Source organism: Aequorivita sp. CRS11 (assembly GCF_059693805.1).
In genome coordinates, this window is record NZ_JCATIG010000003.1 from 203,380 (window position 1) to 219,432 (window position 16,053).

General features: G+C 39.0%; 15 protein-coding genes. 11 read left to right on the forward strand and 4 right to left on the reverse strand.

The window, feature by feature from the left end:
* The first annotated feature begins 13 nt into the window (after positions 1–13).
* The 10 genes from AC58DT_RS06870 to AC58DT_RS06915 all read left to right on the forward strand — a co-directional run bounded on the left by AC58DT_RS06870 (position 14) and on the right by AC58DT_RS06915 (position 9,309).
* A complete protein-coding gene (locus AC58DT_RS06870; protein WP_497216139.1) occupies positions 14–322 on the forward strand; it encodes a DUF4286 family protein in 309 nt (102 codons plus the stop codon).
* The gene (rsmA, locus tag AC58DT_RS06875; protein ID WP_497216140.1) at positions 322–1,113 is read left to right on the forward strand and encodes a 16S rRNA (adenine(1518)-N(6)/adenine(1519)-N(6))-dimethyltransferase RsmA; all 792 of its coding nucleotides are present in this window, start codon (positions 322–324) and stop codon (positions 1,111–1,113) included. The genes AC58DT_RS06870 and rsmA overlap by 1 nt, the downstream gene beginning before the upstream one ends.
* Complete coding sequence (mgtE, locus tag AC58DT_RS06880; RefSeq protein ID WP_497216141.1) at positions 1,094–2,446, forward strand: magnesium transporter; 1,353 nt, start codon at positions 1,094–1,096, stop codon at positions 2,444–2,446. The genes rsmA and mgtE overlap by 20 nt, the downstream gene beginning before the upstream one ends.
* Complete coding sequence (locus AC58DT_RS06885; protein ID WP_497216142.1) at positions 2,443–2,838, forward strand: acyl-CoA thioesterase; 396 nt, start codon at positions 2,443–2,445, stop codon at positions 2,836–2,838. The genes mgtE and AC58DT_RS06885 overlap by 4 nt, the downstream gene beginning before the upstream one ends.
* Before the next feature lie 68 nt (positions 2,839–2,906).
* Positions 2,907–4,361: an oligosaccharide flippase family protein gene (locus tag AC58DT_RS06890; RefSeq protein WP_497216143.1), complete on the forward strand. Its 1,455-nt coding sequence runs from the start codon at positions 2,907–2,909 to the stop codon at positions 4,359–4,361.
* Between the two features lie 5 nt (positions 4,362–4,366).
* Entirely contained in the window at positions 4,367–4,801 is a 435-nt protein-coding gene (gene dut / locus AC58DT_RS06895) for a dUTP diphosphatase (RefSeq protein ID WP_497216144.1), read from the forward strand.
* Positions 4,802–4,825: 24 nt separating this feature from the next.
* Positions 4,826–5,842, forward strand: a complete 1,017-nt coding sequence (locus AC58DT_RS06900; protein ID WP_497216145.1) for a sugar phosphate nucleotidyltransferase — start codon at positions 4,826–4,828, stop codon at positions 5,840–5,842.
* Positions 5,843–5,871: 29 nt separating this feature from the next.
* Positions 5,872–7,248: a tetratricopeptide repeat protein gene (locus AC58DT_RS06905; RefSeq protein WP_497216146.1), complete on the forward strand. Its 1,377-nt coding sequence runs from the start codon at positions 5,872–5,874 to the stop codon at positions 7,246–7,248.
* A 6-nt stretch (positions 7,249–7,254) separates the two neighbouring features.
* Positions 7,255–8,019 (forward strand): lipoprotein insertase outer membrane protein LolB1, encoded by a 765-nt coding sequence (lolB1, locus tag AC58DT_RS06910; RefSeq protein ID WP_497216147.1) that lies wholly within the window; start codon positions 7,255–7,257, stop codon positions 8,017–8,019.
* Entirely contained in the window at positions 8,020–9,309 is a 1,290-nt protein-coding gene (locus AC58DT_RS06915) for a murein hydrolase activator EnvC family protein (RefSeq protein ID WP_497216148.1), read from the forward strand.
* A gap of 50 nt (positions 9,310–9,359) precedes the next feature.
* Here AC58DT_RS06915 and AC58DT_RS06920 read toward each other — a convergent pair whose 3' ends face one another.
* The 3 genes from AC58DT_RS06920 to AC58DT_RS06930 form a co-directional block, all read right to left on the reverse strand.
* Complete coding sequence (locus tag AC58DT_RS06920; RefSeq protein ID WP_497216149.1) at positions 9,360–12,083, reverse strand: S8 family serine peptidase; 2,724 nt, start codon at positions 12,081–12,083, stop codon at positions 9,360–9,362.
* A gap of 195 nt (positions 12,084–12,278) precedes the next feature.
* Positions 12,279–12,788, reverse strand: a complete 510-nt coding sequence (locus AC58DT_RS06925) for an acyl-CoA thioesterase (RefSeq protein ID WP_062620091.1) — start codon at positions 12,786–12,788, stop codon at positions 12,279–12,281.
* A gap of 86 nt (positions 12,789–12,874) precedes the next feature.
* Entirely contained in the window at positions 12,875–13,813 is a 939-nt protein-coding gene (locus AC58DT_RS06930) for an HU domain-containing protein (protein WP_497216150.1), read from the reverse strand.
* Between the two features lie 110 nt (positions 13,814–13,923).
* Here AC58DT_RS06930 and dprA point away from each other — a divergent pair, with 110 nt between their 5' ends.
* Complete coding sequence (gene dprA / locus AC58DT_RS06935; RefSeq protein WP_497216151.1) at positions 13,924–15,027, forward strand: DNA-processing protein DprA; 1,104 nt, start codon at positions 13,924–13,926, stop codon at positions 15,025–15,027.
* Here the strand turns inward: dprA and trpS are convergent.
* Positions 15,024–15,992 (reverse strand): tryptophan--tRNA ligase, encoded by a 969-nt coding sequence (gene trpS, locus AC58DT_RS06940; protein WP_497216152.1) that lies wholly within the window; start codon positions 15,990–15,992, stop codon positions 15,024–15,026. The two genes, dprA and trpS, sit on opposite strands and share 4 nt — an antisense overlap.
* Positions 15,993–16,053 lie beyond the last annotated feature (61 nt).

Consider the following 16,053-nt stretch of genomic DNA (forward strand, 5'->3'; position numbering starts at 1 on the left):
AAAATTTAAGAAAATGTACATATACAACGTAACCATAAATATTGAAGAAACCATTCACGAGCGTTGGCTTGATTGGATGAAAACAGAACACATTCCCGCCATGCTAGCCACCGGAAAATTTAGTAAAGCACTTATGACGCGTGTTGTGGTTGAAGAGGAAATGGGCGGTATCACCTATTCCGTTCAATACACTACCGACAGCCAAGAAACCCTAAAAAAATATTACGCTGAAAACGCTGCAGAACTTCGTGCACAAAGCAAACCTTTTGAAGGGAAGTTTGTAGCCTTCCGCACCGAACTAGAAATTATTAGCGAACACTAATGGGAAAAGAAGTACGGGCCAAAAAACACTTAGGCCAGCATTTTCTGAAAGATGAAAACATTGCCGAAAAAATTGGCGATACATTGACGCTCGAGGGCTATGAAAATGTTTTGGAAATAGGTCCCGGAATGGGCGTGCTTACTAAGTATTTAATTCAAAAAAATGTGGAAGTAATCGCGATGGATCTCGATACGGAGTCCATTGCATATTTGGAAGAAAATTACCCAAACAAAAACCTTAAAATCATTGAAGCAGATTTTTTGAAGTACGATGTTTCACAGCTTTTCGGAGACGAGCAATTCGCTATAACCGGAAATTTTCCATATAATATATCTACCCAGATCGTTTTTAAAATGCTGGAGTGGAAAGAACAAATTCCAGAGTTTACCGGTATGTTCCAAAAGGAAGTTGCACAGCGCATCTGCGAAAAAGAAGGCAGCAAAGCCTACGGTATCCTTTCGGTTTTGGCACAAGCCTTTTATGATGCGGAGTATCTGTTTACCGTGCCGCCATCGGTTTTTAATCCGCCTCCAAAAGTGGATAGTGGCGTGCTTCGGCTTCGCAGAAAAGAAAACTGCACGCTTCCCTGTGATGAAAAAATGCTTTATAAGGTTGTAAAGACTGCTTTTCAGCAGCGAAGAAAAACACTTCGCAACAGTTTAAAATCCTTCAATCTTTCCGATAAAATAAAAGAAGATGCTATCTTTGGCCAACGCCCGGAACAGCTTTCTGTTTCGCAATTTATAGCCCTTACCCAAAAACTGGAAAACGATGCAATTTCAACTGACTGATGAATTTATCGAGCAGATTGAACAGCTTATCGCCACAAACGATGGCGATGCGCTGAAAGAGCTGTTGCATGATTTTCACTTTGCTGATGTTGCGGAACTCCTTCATGAGCTTGACACTGATGACGCTACCTATCTTATAAAACTTTTAGATAGCGAAGTGACCAGTGAGGCCCTGATGGAACTCGACGATGATTTCCGGGAGCGAATTTTGGACAATCTTTCCCCTTCTGAAATTGCCGATGAGCTTGACGAAATGGACACCGATGATGCTGCAGATATTATTGCAGAACTCGATGACCATGTTCAAAAACAGGTAATTGGCCACATAGAAGATGAAGACCACGCCGCAGATATTGTTGATCTTTTACGCTATGACGAAGACACTGCCGGTGGTTTGATGGCGAAAGAGCTCGTGCGTGTAAAAGAAACCTGGACCGTAGCAGGTTGTGTACGGGAGATGCGCCGACAGGCAGAAAACGTGACCCGCGTACACTCTATTTATGTTACTGATAAGCACGGAAAACTCAAGGGAAGACTTTCATTGAAAGATTTGCTTACAGCACCTGGAAAGGCTCACATTAGCGATGTTTATATTCCGAAAGTGGATTATGTAAACGTACACACCGAAGCAGAAGATGTAGCCCGGATTATGCAGAAATACGATTTGGAAGCCATCCCGGTTGTTGATGAGGAAGGAATTTTGGTAGGAAGAATTACCATTGACGATATTGTAGATTTCATAAAAGAAGAAGCCGAAAAAGACTACCAAATGGCAGCGGGTATTAGCCAAGACGTAGAGGCCGATGATGGAATAATAAAACAAACCCGTGCGCGCTTGCCGTGGCTTTTAATTGGTATGCTCGGCGGGCTTGGTGCTGCCAGCATCATTGCAAGTTTTCAAACTATATTAGAAAGCTATCCCAAGTTGCTCATTTTCGTGCCACTAATCCAGGCAACTGCTGGTAACGTGGGCGTACAGTCCAGCGCCATCGTTGTACAGGGTTTGGCGAATGATACGCTTAAAGGAAATATTATTTCGCGACTGCTCCGCGAATCTGGATTGGCACTCGTTAACGGTCTTGCCATTGCCTTGGTAGTTTTGGTGATCAGCCACTTTCTATTTTTCACTACGTACCTAGAATCCATAAGCATTGGCATTGCACTAATTTCCGTTATTCTTTTGGCAGCCTTGATTGGAACCTTTATTCCAATTATTTTGGACCGAAGGGGAATAGACCCCGCAGTTGCTACGGGCCCGTTCATCACCACCAGCAATGATGTTTTCGGAATTCTAACCTATTTTCTTATAGCTAAACTAATCCTTGGATTTTGAAACCTGAAATTTTTAAAAATCGGTTCATTGTTCCTGCTTCGGCCAACGATGGGTTAAACCACGTAAATAACGTAACCTATCTGCAGTGGTGCCTCGATGCTGCGGAAGCACATTGGATTTCAAAAACTTCGGAAGCACAGCGGGAAAAGAATGTTTGGGTAGTTCTGAACCATTTTATTTCCTATAAAAATCCTTCATTTTTGGGCGAAGAGCTTGAAACGCAAACTTGGATTGACAATTATGACGGTGTAAAAAGTGAGCGCCATTATAAAATAATTCGCCCAACTGATGGAAAAATCATTGTTGAGGCCAAAACCCTTTGGTGTTTTTTGGACGGGACAACCTTTAAGCCTTTAAAAATTCCAAAGGAAATAGGCGATCTTTTCCAATAATATCCATTGCATTAAATACTCCAATCCCCGATATTTTCAATACTTTTGCGCTATAAAACCGCATCGCATTGAGCGTTTTCAAAAAACTTTTTAAACAGACTTTTATCTACGGTTTGGCCACCGTGCTACCCCGTGTATTAGCGGTTATTCTGGTGCCGCTTTATGTAAAAGTATTGTTGCCCGAGGAATACGGAATCTTTTCCACAGTAATGGCTTTCCTTATTTTGGGGAATGTTTTATTGAGTTACGGAATGGAAACTGCTTTTTTCAGATTTGTAACAAAAGATGCTTCGCAACAAAAAATTGTACAATCCACAACGCTAACCTCACTTACGGTTTCCACATTATTTTTTTTAGGAATTACCTTGCTTTTCAGAAACTACATCGCAGAGGTTTCAGAGTTTAAACCCGAATACGTAACCTACGGCTTATTGATTCTTGCTTTGGATGCCTTGGTGGTTTTACCCTTTGTTTGGTTTCGGGCCAATGAAAAACCAATGAAATATGCAGTAATCAAAATCTTCAATGTTGTTATAAATCTCGCTTTCAACATATCTTTTTTACTGATACTTCCAAAAGTTGCAGAAAGCAGTAGTTATTGGAATTCCCTTTGGTTTCCCGAAAACAAGGTGGCTTATGTTTTTATTGCAAACTTAATTGCCAGCGCAGTAACGCTTTTAGTTTTGCTGCCGCTTTATATGAAAATAGGTTTCGGTTTCAGCAAAACCATTTGGAAACAGATGATGAAATACGCCCTTCCAGTGCTAGTGGCCGGGATTGCATTCAGCATCAACGAAGCCTTTGACAGGATTCTTCTGAAATATCTTTTGCCCGAAAATATAGCTGAAGTTCAAGTGGGTCTTTATTCTGCGTGCTACAAATTGGGGATGTTTATGACGCTTTTCGTAATGGCCTTCCGTTTGGGCATCGAACCTTTTTTCTTCAACCATTCCGGCCACGAAAACGCAAAAAATACGTATGCTACCATTACCAAATATTTTACGCTTTTGGGATGTTTGATTCTTTTGGTAGTAGTAGTGTATATAGACATTTTTAAAAGAATTTTAATCCCAAACAGTCAATATTGGGAAGCTTTAAAAATTGTCCCGCTTATACTTTTGGCGAATCTTTTTTTGGGAATTTACCACAACCTTTCCGTATGGTACAAAGTAACCGATCGCACAAAATTTGGCGCATATATTTCGGTTTTTGCAGCCATAGTTACGCTCGTGCTGAACTATGTTTTGATACCGATTATAGGTTATATGGGGTCAGCAATAGCAACACTTTCAGCCTATGGCAGTATGATGGTGCTTTCGTATCTTTACGGCCGTAAGTATTATGATGTTCCTTACCAAGTGAAAAAGATATGCGGTTATTTACTGTTGGCCATTGGTTTTTCGGCAATTTCCTTTTATGTTTTCAACGGAAATATTTGGCTGGGAACTGCGTTGTTAATAGTGTTTGCAGCAATTATGTTCTATTCTGAAAAGAAGGAATTTTTAAAAATAATTCGAAAATAACTTCAATGAAAATTAAAATAATAAACAAATCCAATCACCCATTACCATCCTACGAAACAATCGCTTCCGCTGGAATGGATTTACGCGCCTGCGTTGACGGGCCTTCAACCTTAAAACCTTTGCAGCGAGCCATCGTAAAAACTGGTCTTTTTATTGAATTGCCAATAGGTTACGAAGCACAAGTTCGTCCCCGTAGCGGTTTGGCAGCTAAAAAAGGAGTCACAGTTTTAAATTCACCTGGAACCATAGATGCCGATTATCGCGGTGAAATTGGGGTGATTTTGGTGAATCTTTCCAACGAAGATTTCACTATTGAACACGGCGAACGTATTGCCCAATTGGTAATAGCAAAACACGAACGCGCCGTTTGGGAAGAAGTTGAAGAACTTGGGGAAACTTCTCGCGGAGCGGGAGGTTTTGGAAGTACTGGAGTAAAGTAATAAATCGAATTCAATCAAGTTTAAATGAAAATAATAGTCCCAATGGCAGGCCGCGGAAGCCGTCTTCGCCCACATACACTCACTGTCCCGAAGCCTTTAATTCCCGTTGCAGGAAAACCCATCGTGCACCGTTTGGTGGAAGATATTGCTGGTGTTCTTAACGAAAAAATTGATGAAATCGCTTTCATTCTCGGCGATCCTGCTTTTTTTGGAGACGATGTGGTTGAAAGTTTAAAAGCGCTTGCAACAAGTTTAGGTGCAAAACCAACCATTTATCGCCAACTTGATCCAAAAGGTACTGGCCACGCCATTATGTGTGCCAAGGATTCGCTTTCCGGACCAGCTGTTATTGCTTATGCAGACACTTTGATTCGTGCAGATTTTGATTTGGACAAAGAAGCGGACGCCGTAATCTGGACCAAAAAAGTTGCAAATCCCGAAGCCTATGGGGTTGTAAATCTCAACGATAAAAACGAAATAATCGAATTGGTTGAAAAACCAAAAGAATATGTGAGCGACCAAGCCGTTATAGGTATCTATTATTTTAAGGATGTTTCGCAATTAAAAAATGAGTTGCAATACGTTTTGGACAACAATATAATCAACGGTGGTGAATACCAAATTAACGACGGAATTAAAAGGATGATGGCCGCTGGAAAAATTTTCAAAACCGGAACGGTTGATGAGTGGATGGACTGCGGAAACAAAGAGGTTACCGTGGAAACCAATCAAAAAATGTTGGGTTTTCTTTCTAAAGCGAATTACCCTTTGATTTCTGAAAATATTAGCAATGAAAATTCAAAAATTATTGAACCTTGCTTTATCGGTAAAAATGTAATTTTAAAAAACAGTACTATTGGCCCCTACGCTTCTATTGGCGCAGGCACGGTAATTGAAGATAGCACAATTAAAAATAGTATCATTCAAACCAATTCAAAAATAAAAAACGCGAATTTGGACAACGCAATGATTGGCAATCATGCTACTTTTGATGGCAAGTTCACCAATGTGAGCATTGGCGATTATTCTGAATTAAAATAAAATTCCTGCGAAGGCAGGAATCTCATAAGTTGAAACAAAATTTTTTACACATACTCTTAATTTTCTTCGGAATTCTTCTTCCGAAGCAACTCTGCGCCCAAGAAATAAAAAATGATTCAATCGATACGCAGTCTGACAATTTAGGAAATGTTACCGATGCCTTTCAGGAAAACTTTTTTGAGGCTCTCAAACAAAAAGGTATTGAGAATTATGAGCTTGCGCTGACAGCATTAAACAAAGCCGAAAAAGCAGCAAAAAGTGAGGAAAACAAGGCCGTGGTCTATTTTGAAATGGGTAAAAACCATACCTATTTAAAGCAATATGCAGAAGCCGAAGAAAACTTCAACAAAGTATTGAAAAGCCAAGGAGACCGTTTGGATGTTTTGGAACAGTTTTATGAACTCTATTATCAGCAAAGAGAGTATAAAAAATCAATTCCGTTGGTTCAAAAATTAATTCCTTTTGATGAAGATTATAAAGAAGATCTGGCCAACCTATATATACTCACCAAGCAATATGATAAAGCCTTGGAGCAATTGGATGAACTCGATCAGGTTTGGGGCGAAAGCGACATACGTAACGCCTTGAGAGCCCAAATTTACAGGGCGACAGGAAACACTGAGGGAGCCATTGAAAATTTGGAACAAAAAATTGACAACAATCCAAAAAACGAAAAGGAATATTTAAACTTAATTTTTCTTTACAGCGAACAGGGCAATAAGGAAAAAGCATTTGAGGCAGCAAAAACTCTTTTAAAAAATAACCCAAAATCCGAGTTGGTACATTTGGCACTTTACAAATTTTACTTAAACGAAGGAAATGCCACGGAGGCTATAAAATCAATGAAAATCGTTTTTAATTCGGAAGAAGTTGACAAAGAAACACAATACAAAGTGTTGGGTGATTTTATTCAGTTTGTTAATGAAAACCCCGAATACGAAACTGAATTGGGTGAAATAGTGAATCAATTTTCAATTGAAAATGGCCGTGTTTACGAAAAACTCGGTGATTATTACGCAGCAAAAAACAGAAAGGAAGATGCGCTCAATGCCTATGAAAAAGGAATAGTCCAAGACCCAGACAATTATAATCTTTTGAAGAATACACTTTTGTTCCAAATAGATTTCAAAAAATATGAGGCCGCTGCAAAATTGAGCTCCGAAGGTCTTGAAATCTTTCCCGCACAGCCACTTTTATATTTATTGAACGGTGTGGCAAATAACGGGCTTCAAAAAAGTGAGGCTGCAATTGAAAGTCTTGAAATTGGTTTGGATTTTATATTGGAAGATCCAAAAATGGAACGCGATTTTTACGAACAATTAAGCTTAGCGCACCGAACCAAAGGCGATGCCCAAAAAGCCAAAATGTATGCTGACAAAGCCACCGCAATCATATTACCAAATTAAACAGCTATGAATCTGAAATCCTTTTATATTTTGCTGCTATTGGTACTTGCATCCTGTGGTGGCACCAAGAAAATAACAACAATCGAAGATGCTTCCGCTAAGGAAGTTATTTCTGCCCATAAAGCAATCGCGCCAGATTTTAAAACCTTGGCAGGCCGTGTGCAGTTGGTTTATGAAACCGATGAAAAACTACAGAGCATTACTGTGAGCCTTCGGATGGAAAAAGATAAAAACATTTGGATAAAAGCTTCGGTTTTGGGTATTACTATCGCAAAGGTCCTGATAACACCTACAAGCGTGAGTTACTATGAAACTGTTGGCAACACCTATTTTGAAGGTGATTTTGCATTGTTGGGTGAATGGATTGGTACCCCAATCAATTTTCAGCAAGCCCAGAATATGCTTTTGGGCCAATCTATTTTCACATTGAATCCTTCGGAATATAAAGCAGAAGTTTTTCAGAATAAATTCAAAATTCAGCCTAAGCAACAACCCCAAAATTTTATACATTCGTTGTTTTTAAATCCAGAAAATTTCAAAATTGCCTTGGAATCCCTATCGCAACCAAATGCTGACAGGTTATTGAGCATTCGTTACGGTGAGTATCAAGAAATTGACGGTCAATATTTTCCAACAACAATTTTAATAGACACGTCTGAAAAGGGTTCAAAAACGAAAATAGAAATGAATTTCAAAAAAATAGATTTGAATGCAGACGTGAGTTTTCCGTTTGAAATTCCACAAGGCTACGAAGAAATCCAACTTAACTAAATGAAGCACTTTCGCACATATCTTTTTTTATTGATCTCTTTAACGACGGTTTCTGTATCGGCCCAAATTGATAAACAAAAGGAGCTAGAGGAAAAACGGCAGGCTATTCTAGAGGAAATAAAACAAATAAACTCGCTTCTTTTCAAAACCAAAAAGGAGGAAAAGTCAGTGCTTTCGCAAGTTGAAGACCTCAACCAGCGCATTGCGGCCAGCGAAAACCTTATTCGTGTAACCAACCAGCAAGCAAACTTACTTACCCGAAACATCAATGACAATATTGAAAAGATAGGCACACTGCGCGAAGAGCTTAAGGTTATGAAGGCAGATTATGCTGAAATGGTCAGAAAATCATACAAAAGTAAAAACCAGCAGAGCAGGATTATGTTTTTATTGTCTTCGCAAAATTTTCTGCAAGCCTACAAACGCGTTCAATATATGAAGCAGTATGCAAAGTTCAGAAAAAAACAGGGAGAGAGCATTAAAGCAAAAACCGAAGAACTTCAAAAACTAAATGCAGATTTGATTGAGCAGAAAAAGACCAAACAAAAATTGATTGCAGAAAACGAAGTGGCGAAATCACAATTAACAGAAGAGCGCAAAAACCAACAAGCATTGGTTGCAACTTTAAAAAAGGACGAAAGTAAGTTTGCATCACAAATAAGAACCAAACAGAAGCAGGCAGACGAGATAGACCGCCAGATTGATGCGCTTATAAAAGCCGCAATAGAAGAGGCAAATAGAATAGCCAGAGAAAAAGCTCTTGCCGAAGAAAAAGCTAAAGGGAATACAACTACATCTACCTCAACTAAAAACGTTATAACCAAACCGGCAAAAACAGAGGAGTTTGCTCTAACTGCAGAAGAGAAAACCCTTGCCGCAAGCTTTACCAACAACAAAGGAAAACTTCCGTGGCCAGTTGAGAAAGGTATGGTTGTAAAGAGTTTTGGGACACATCAACACCCGCAGTTTCCGAACGTTACTACCAACAGCAGCGGTGTAGAGATAGCTACTGCAGATAATGAGCAGGTGCGCTCCATTTTTGAAGGTCAGGTTATGGCTATTCAAATAATAAAAGGTGCCAACAAAGTAGTTTTTATTCAGCACGGTGATTATATTTCGGTGTATAGTAACCTTGCTACTGTTTCAGTGAAAAAAGGTGATAAGGTTTCTACCAAACAGGCTATAGGTACGGTTGCCAAAAGTCCTACTGAAGGAAGAACGGTGCTGAAATTCTATATTTATCAAAACAAAACAAAAATAAATCCTGCAGATTGGATTTATAGGATGTAAAAAAAAGGGAGCCAAACAGCTCCCTTTTTTAAAATCAATTTTTCCTAAGATTATTGAACAACCAGTTTTTTTGTTGTTGTACTTTCCCCAGCCTTAATTGTTATAAAATAGATTCCTGAGCTGTAGTTAGAAACATTCAAGCTAGTACTTGATGCATTATCTACATTAGTTTTACTTTCCAAAACTTGACCTAGGCTATTTACAATTGTTACATCAAAAGTGCTGAACGTTTTATCTGAAATACTAATGAATACTTCGCTTGTTGCCGGGTTAGGATAGAGAGCAACAGCATTTTCTATACTATTTTCAGAAACACCTAATTGGCAATCCAAAATTCCTCCCGCATAAAATTTAGCACGGGTTCTTTCACCTTCCCATCCTTCAGAATCATTTTTGGCACTTATAGCATACCACATTTCATCATCTGGGTTGGTAATAGGTATGGTAATGGAGTTTGTATTTGTAGTAGCAACTACTTCCATATACTTTTCCCCCAACAGATAAAAATCATATGATTCCGCACCATCAACAGCTAACCATTCAAAAGTTGCAGACTCTGGACAAACCTCTACAATATTGTAACTATTTGTAGCTCTGGCTATGTGGAATGTCTCGTCACTAACATCTTGAAAAGCACCACTCGTAACTCTAATTAGTGCGTTTCCGGTTATTTCGTTCGCAGTAGTCCAATTGTAGAAATGAGTATCATTTGGCACTGTTGCTATATTGGTCCAGCTGCTACCATTATCGATAGAATATTCCAATACAAAATCTTCAGTAGTATTAACTTCGTCCCAATGGATTGTTTCAGCAACAAAAGGTTGAAAATGTTCGCCTCCATTAGGATATGTCATCACAACATTTTCTGAAATCAGTTCATAAACAACAAAATATTCTTGAGGACCAAAAGGCACGTTAAAACCTGTAATATCAATATCATAATTACCTGCGGCAGGCGCATTGATTAAAACTTGCTCTACATTGTTTAAATGGTCAGGACCAGTTGTTGCAGGATTATCCAATGTTACTGGGTTTGGAGTTGGGTCGAGTATCCAAGGCTCCAAAACATTACTGGAAGGATCTGTTACCAATAAATCCAAATCATTAACCAATGCTGGATCAGCTCCAGGTGATGCGGCGGGATCGCTCCAATAAACCATAAAGCGTACCTGGGTGGTACCAGCTGGCACGTTAATAGTATGGTTATTTGTATTTCCCTGGCTAACCTGATCAGAAAGGTAACGCCCGTCCTCAATCAACTTTACAGCTTGCAAGGCATTTACAATTCCCCAACCAAATTTATAATCTGGTCCAATATTTCCCGCTTCGTTAGCCGTATTAAGCAAAGTTGCCTTTATTAAGGCTGAAGGTGGAAAATCGCCACCATTTATGTTTCCGTAGGCTTGATAAAGTTGTGCAGAAATACCCGCAATACCAGGTGCAGCACCAGAAGTACCTCCAAATGTTTGGTACGTATTATTTTCGTTTGTGGAGATTTGGTTTTGGCCGTTGGCTGCAATATCTGGTTTAATTCTTCCATCATGTGCTGGACCACGGCTACTAGAATTTACTAATGAGCCATCATAAAATACATTTGCAGTTGCTATTACATTCTTGCCTTGCTTATGGCCACCGGTAATATTTCCCCACTGATTACCAGCTCCATATCCGCAATTATTATTGTTTGAATTTCCTGCGGAAAAAACATGTAATAATGTTGGAATATCAAGTGTTTGTTGATCTACCGTCTCTGTTATACTGGTATATCCCGCATTACAGCCGTTACTATATGATGAATTTGTGATTTGAACACTTCCATCGTTGATCAAAGTTAACGTAGGAGTATCCAAAAAGTCACTTACATAATTTACTACATAAACATCGGTCCCGGCTGCCATACCGCGATATTGTGGCACCAAGTTACCGGCTCCTGCCATAATTCCACCCACGCCATCACCATGTGATTGATTTGAAACAGCTGTAAGGTTTGTCAATCTTCCTTGGAAATCTATATGTGGGCCCACACGTCCATCATCGCGCACCATTACTCCAATACCTTCTCCGGTGTAATTTCTTCCTGCTCCTGTTTGTGTATCCAAATTATTTGCTCTGTGAAGACTTCTTCCCTTTGTATCATCCTTTACGGCTGGAGCAACCACAAGATCAACCCACTTAACAAAAGATAAATTTGAAATTGTCTCCAAACAATTATTTGGAATCGACAAATCTAGGGTTTGGTATTCTTTATGATCTTCCTTAACTATTATCTGTTGTTGTGCTAATTGATTGATTACATAGTTATTGCTCACGTTTTTATGATATTGAAGAGTTACCAAAATATTATCACCATCCATAGCCCAATGCTCATAAGGTGGATTTTTTAATTGATAAGAAAGTTTAGCCTTTCCATCAACAGGAACAATTGTACGCACCCCATTAGCTCTTAAAAATGAAATTGACGTATTTTCAGGAAAATAAAAAAGATAAGTTTTGTGCGGAATATACTCCAAAAGCTCCAAATTGTTTTGTTTGAACATATCTTGAACGTTCTGCGTTGGCGTTTCATAAAATTGAACCCAGCCCACATAACCGTTGTTCAGTCTTGCAGATTCTGGCATTTGGCTCCATTGAAAGCTCGTAATGTTTTCGGGCATTACAATGGTTTCACCCTGAAACTTGATGTCAGTTGAATTTTGGCCAAAGGACATCGAAAACACAAAAGTCAACGCCAAAAAACAGATACTTTGAAAAGAAAAAATTGTAGTTTTTTTCATAATTGCTATGGATTTGATAATAGATTTAAAAAAATCCCTTTATGAAATTTAACAGAAAATTTCACGAAAGGATTCCAAATATATTTAATACCAGCATTAAAGCAATCATGATTTTGGGAAAATATTTCATTTTAACATAAAACCACCCCCCCAGAAGGCTAACGGAATCAATAGTTTATGAAAATAGTATGCAGGTTATTGAAATAAAGCCTTTAGCTCTGTAGCATCTTTGGGTTTCATTTTTCCAGCAAGTACAAGGCTCAATTGTTTACGACGAAGGGCCGCTTCAAAACGTTTTTTCTCCAGTTCGGTCTCTGGAACAATTTCGGGAACACGCACGGGATTGCCCATTTCATCCACAGCCACAAATGTATATATTGCTTCGTTTGAAAGGCTTCTTTCCCCGCTCTCACGGTCTTCAATAAAAACATCCATATAAACCTCCATGGAACTACTAAAGGCCCTGGAAACTTTTGCTTCCACTGTTACAACGCTCCCCAAAGGTATCATTTTGTTGAACGCTACATGGTTTACTGAGGCTGTAACTACAATTCTACGGCTATGGCGACGAGCAGCTATACTGGCTGCACGGTCCATTCTTGCCAATAGTTCGCCTCCAAACATATTTCCTATTGGATTGGTTTCGCTGGGCAAAACCATATCTGTATAAACAGTCAAAGATTGTTGCGGAGTTTTAGATTGCATCTGTGAAAATTTTTGCAAAGATACCTAAGTTCGGAATATAGAGAAGTGAAAAATGAAGAAACAAAAAACAGGACGATAAAGAGATTTTACTGAATTTCCTGAATCAAAAGCCAAGCATCGGCATTTTCAGATCTCTGAATTTCATAGAGTTTTCGCTGTGCTTCCAACCTGTCATCAAAACTAGCATAGAGAACTTGATGCAGCCCATAGCGGTTAACCTCCATTTTTAAAGGAGAATAGCCTTTTTCACGCAGTTGTGAGACTTTCTTTTCAGCATTTGCTTCCATGCGGTAGGCACCGGCAACAATATGGTACAATCCCGTATGTTTTGGAACTTGCAGACTAACCACCGGCAGGGGATTTTCAATTACAAAAGTAGCTTCCTGTATTTGGTTTTCAACAAGACTATTGGCCTTTTCCCTTTCAGCATAGTTGAATTTTTGAACCTGACTTTCATAAAGCTTTAAACTTCCGAAACCTATGGCCGACAAAGCTATAACCGCAATAGCAGCATATTTAAGGTAGGGTTTAGCCTCCCTTCTTTCAGGCGTAAAATGTATTGGTGCTTTCTCTTCTATAGCTTCAACAGTTTCCCTGTAAACCTCGCGGCTTATTTTTTGCGAAACAAAAGAAGATAGACCAAAAGCCGAAGTACTGAAATTCTGTTGCTGTAACGGTTCAAACTGAAGTGATTTTTCTTCGTTCAACGAAAACTCTCCTATATTTTTGAAAGAAATGGTTTTTCCCTCCGAAAGTTCTCTTGAGATTTGAGCCGTGAAATTTCTTATTTGCTGCAACGCCGTTTCATAACTGCATTTTTCTGCCGAAGCCACATAGTTTGCAAACAAACCATCATTGGCCTGCAATTGTTTGTTAAACGAAACAATTTTAGAAGGCGGATGAAATGTATTTGAAGCATCATCGATATGGGCAGATTTATAGCGCGTCAAAAACGCTCCAAACCCAGGAATAATAACACATTCGTAACGGTAAAGCAGATCAGATATGTAGGCTATAAGTTGCATAATAACAAAATTAGGCTTTTTTGAAGGCAATCCAATTTTTGTTTTGGTAATTTATTAACAACTTAAAAATTTTGTATTTTTAAAATCTCCCCCGATTTAATTTTTAAACTATGCTTTCGAAAGACGAATTACGCTATACGCTTGCTCTGCAGCGAATTCCAAATCTGGGTGATATTTCAGCAAAAAAATTATTGCGCAAAATGAGTTCTGCGGAAGCAGTTTTCAAAGAGAAAAAAAGCAATCTCGCCAAGATTGACGGCATTGGCCTCCTACGCTTAAAAGATATTAATTTGGGAAAACAGCTTGAAGAGGCCGATGCGGAATTAAATTTTATTGAAGAAAACAACATTGAGTACAGCTACTTTAAAGACAAAACCTACCCCGAAAAATTAAAACACTGTTTAGACGGACCCATACTTTTCTTTCACCGTGGAAATATAGATTTGGTGGGAAAGAAAATAATTAGCATAGTCGGTACGCGGAAAATCACCAGTTACGGCAATGCGTTTTGTGAAAGTTTGATAGAGGAAATTGCTCCACTTAATCCCGTAATTGTTTCAGGTTTAGCCTATGGGGTTGACATTTGCGCACACAAAGCCGCTATCGATAATAACCTTCAGAATATTGCATGTTTAGCTCACGGACTCAATCAAATATATCCCAAAAGCCACAAAAAATATATTCAAAAAATTGAGGAAAACGGAGGTTTTATTACAGAGTTTTGGAGCAGCGATGTTTTTGATAGAAATAATTTCCTAAAAAGAAACCGAATAATAGCTGGTCTTTCTGAAGCGACAATTGTAATAGAATCTGCCGAAAAAGGGGGGAGTTTGGTAACGGCAGATATTGCAAATTCATACAATCGTGAAGTGTTTGCAGTTCCCGGAAGAGCCACAGATAGCCAAAGTCGGGGTTGCAATAATTTGATAAAGCAGCAAAAAGCCCAATTGCTTACCAGCGCCGCAGATATAATATATATGCTTGGTTGGGAATTGGAAAAAACCCAAAAACCCAAACAGACCCAACTATTTGTAGAATTGGACGAAGATGAAAAAGCAGTATTTCGCTTTCTAAAGGAAAAAGAAAAAGAACTTTTGGATATAATAGCACTGGAGTGTAATATTCCCGCCTATAAAGCCGCAAGTGTTTTAATGAATATGGAAATTAAGGGAGTGGTCCGTCCGTTGCCGGGAAAATTATTTCAATTGGTTTAATATCCCACCTTCTCTCGAACTCTTTTTAAAACCCCATCCGCTACTTTTCTTGCTTTTTCGGCACCCGAGCTCAGAGCTGCATCTATTTCAGGTAGATTTTCCATAAAATAGTGGTAGCGAGTGCGCTCTTTAGAAAATTTTCCAGTTATCAATTCAAACAAGGCTTGTTTTGCGTGGCCGTAGCCGTAATTTCCTGCTTCGTAGTTTTTTCGCATTTGCACAACCTCTTCTTTAGTGCCAAGAATTTTATACAGTGCAAAAACGTTACAAGTATCAGGATTTTTCGGCGCTTCCATCGGCGTACTGTCGGTTTCAATACCCATTATCTGCTTCCGAAGTTTTTTATCATCCAAAAATATGTTGATATAATTTCCTTTGGATTTGCTCATCTTAGTACCATCCGTGCCGGGAATATACATTGTTTCTTCCTGAACCTTGCCAACGGGCATCACAAAAGTTTCACCCATCTGCGCATGAAAACGTGACGCTACATCGCGCGTTATTTCAATATGTTGCATTTGGTCCTTTCCCACGGGAACAATTTCGGCATCGTATAAAAGGATGTCTGCAGCCATAAGCATGGGGTAGGTAAAAAGCCCTGCATTTACATCTTCCAAACGGTCTGCCTTATCTTTAAAGGAATGTGCCAACGTCAATCTTTGGAACGGAAAAAAGCAACTCAAATACCACGAAAGCTCAGTAGTTTGTGGCACATCGCTCTGCCGATAAAACACCACCCTTTCAATATCCAACCCAAAAGCTAACCAAGTTGCGGCAACACTATATGTATTTGTGCGAAGTGTATCAGCATTTTTTATTTGCGTTAATGAGTGCATATCTGCAATAAAAAGGAAAGAATCGTTCTTGGGGTCATTTGCCATTTCGATGGCTGGAACGATTGCGCCTAAAAGATTTCCGAGATGAGGAGTGCCTGTGCTTTGTATTCCTGTAAGTATTCTTGACATGGTTTAAAAAAATTTCAGCAAAGGTACTTTTTTTGATTTATTCGCATCGTTCAAATTATTA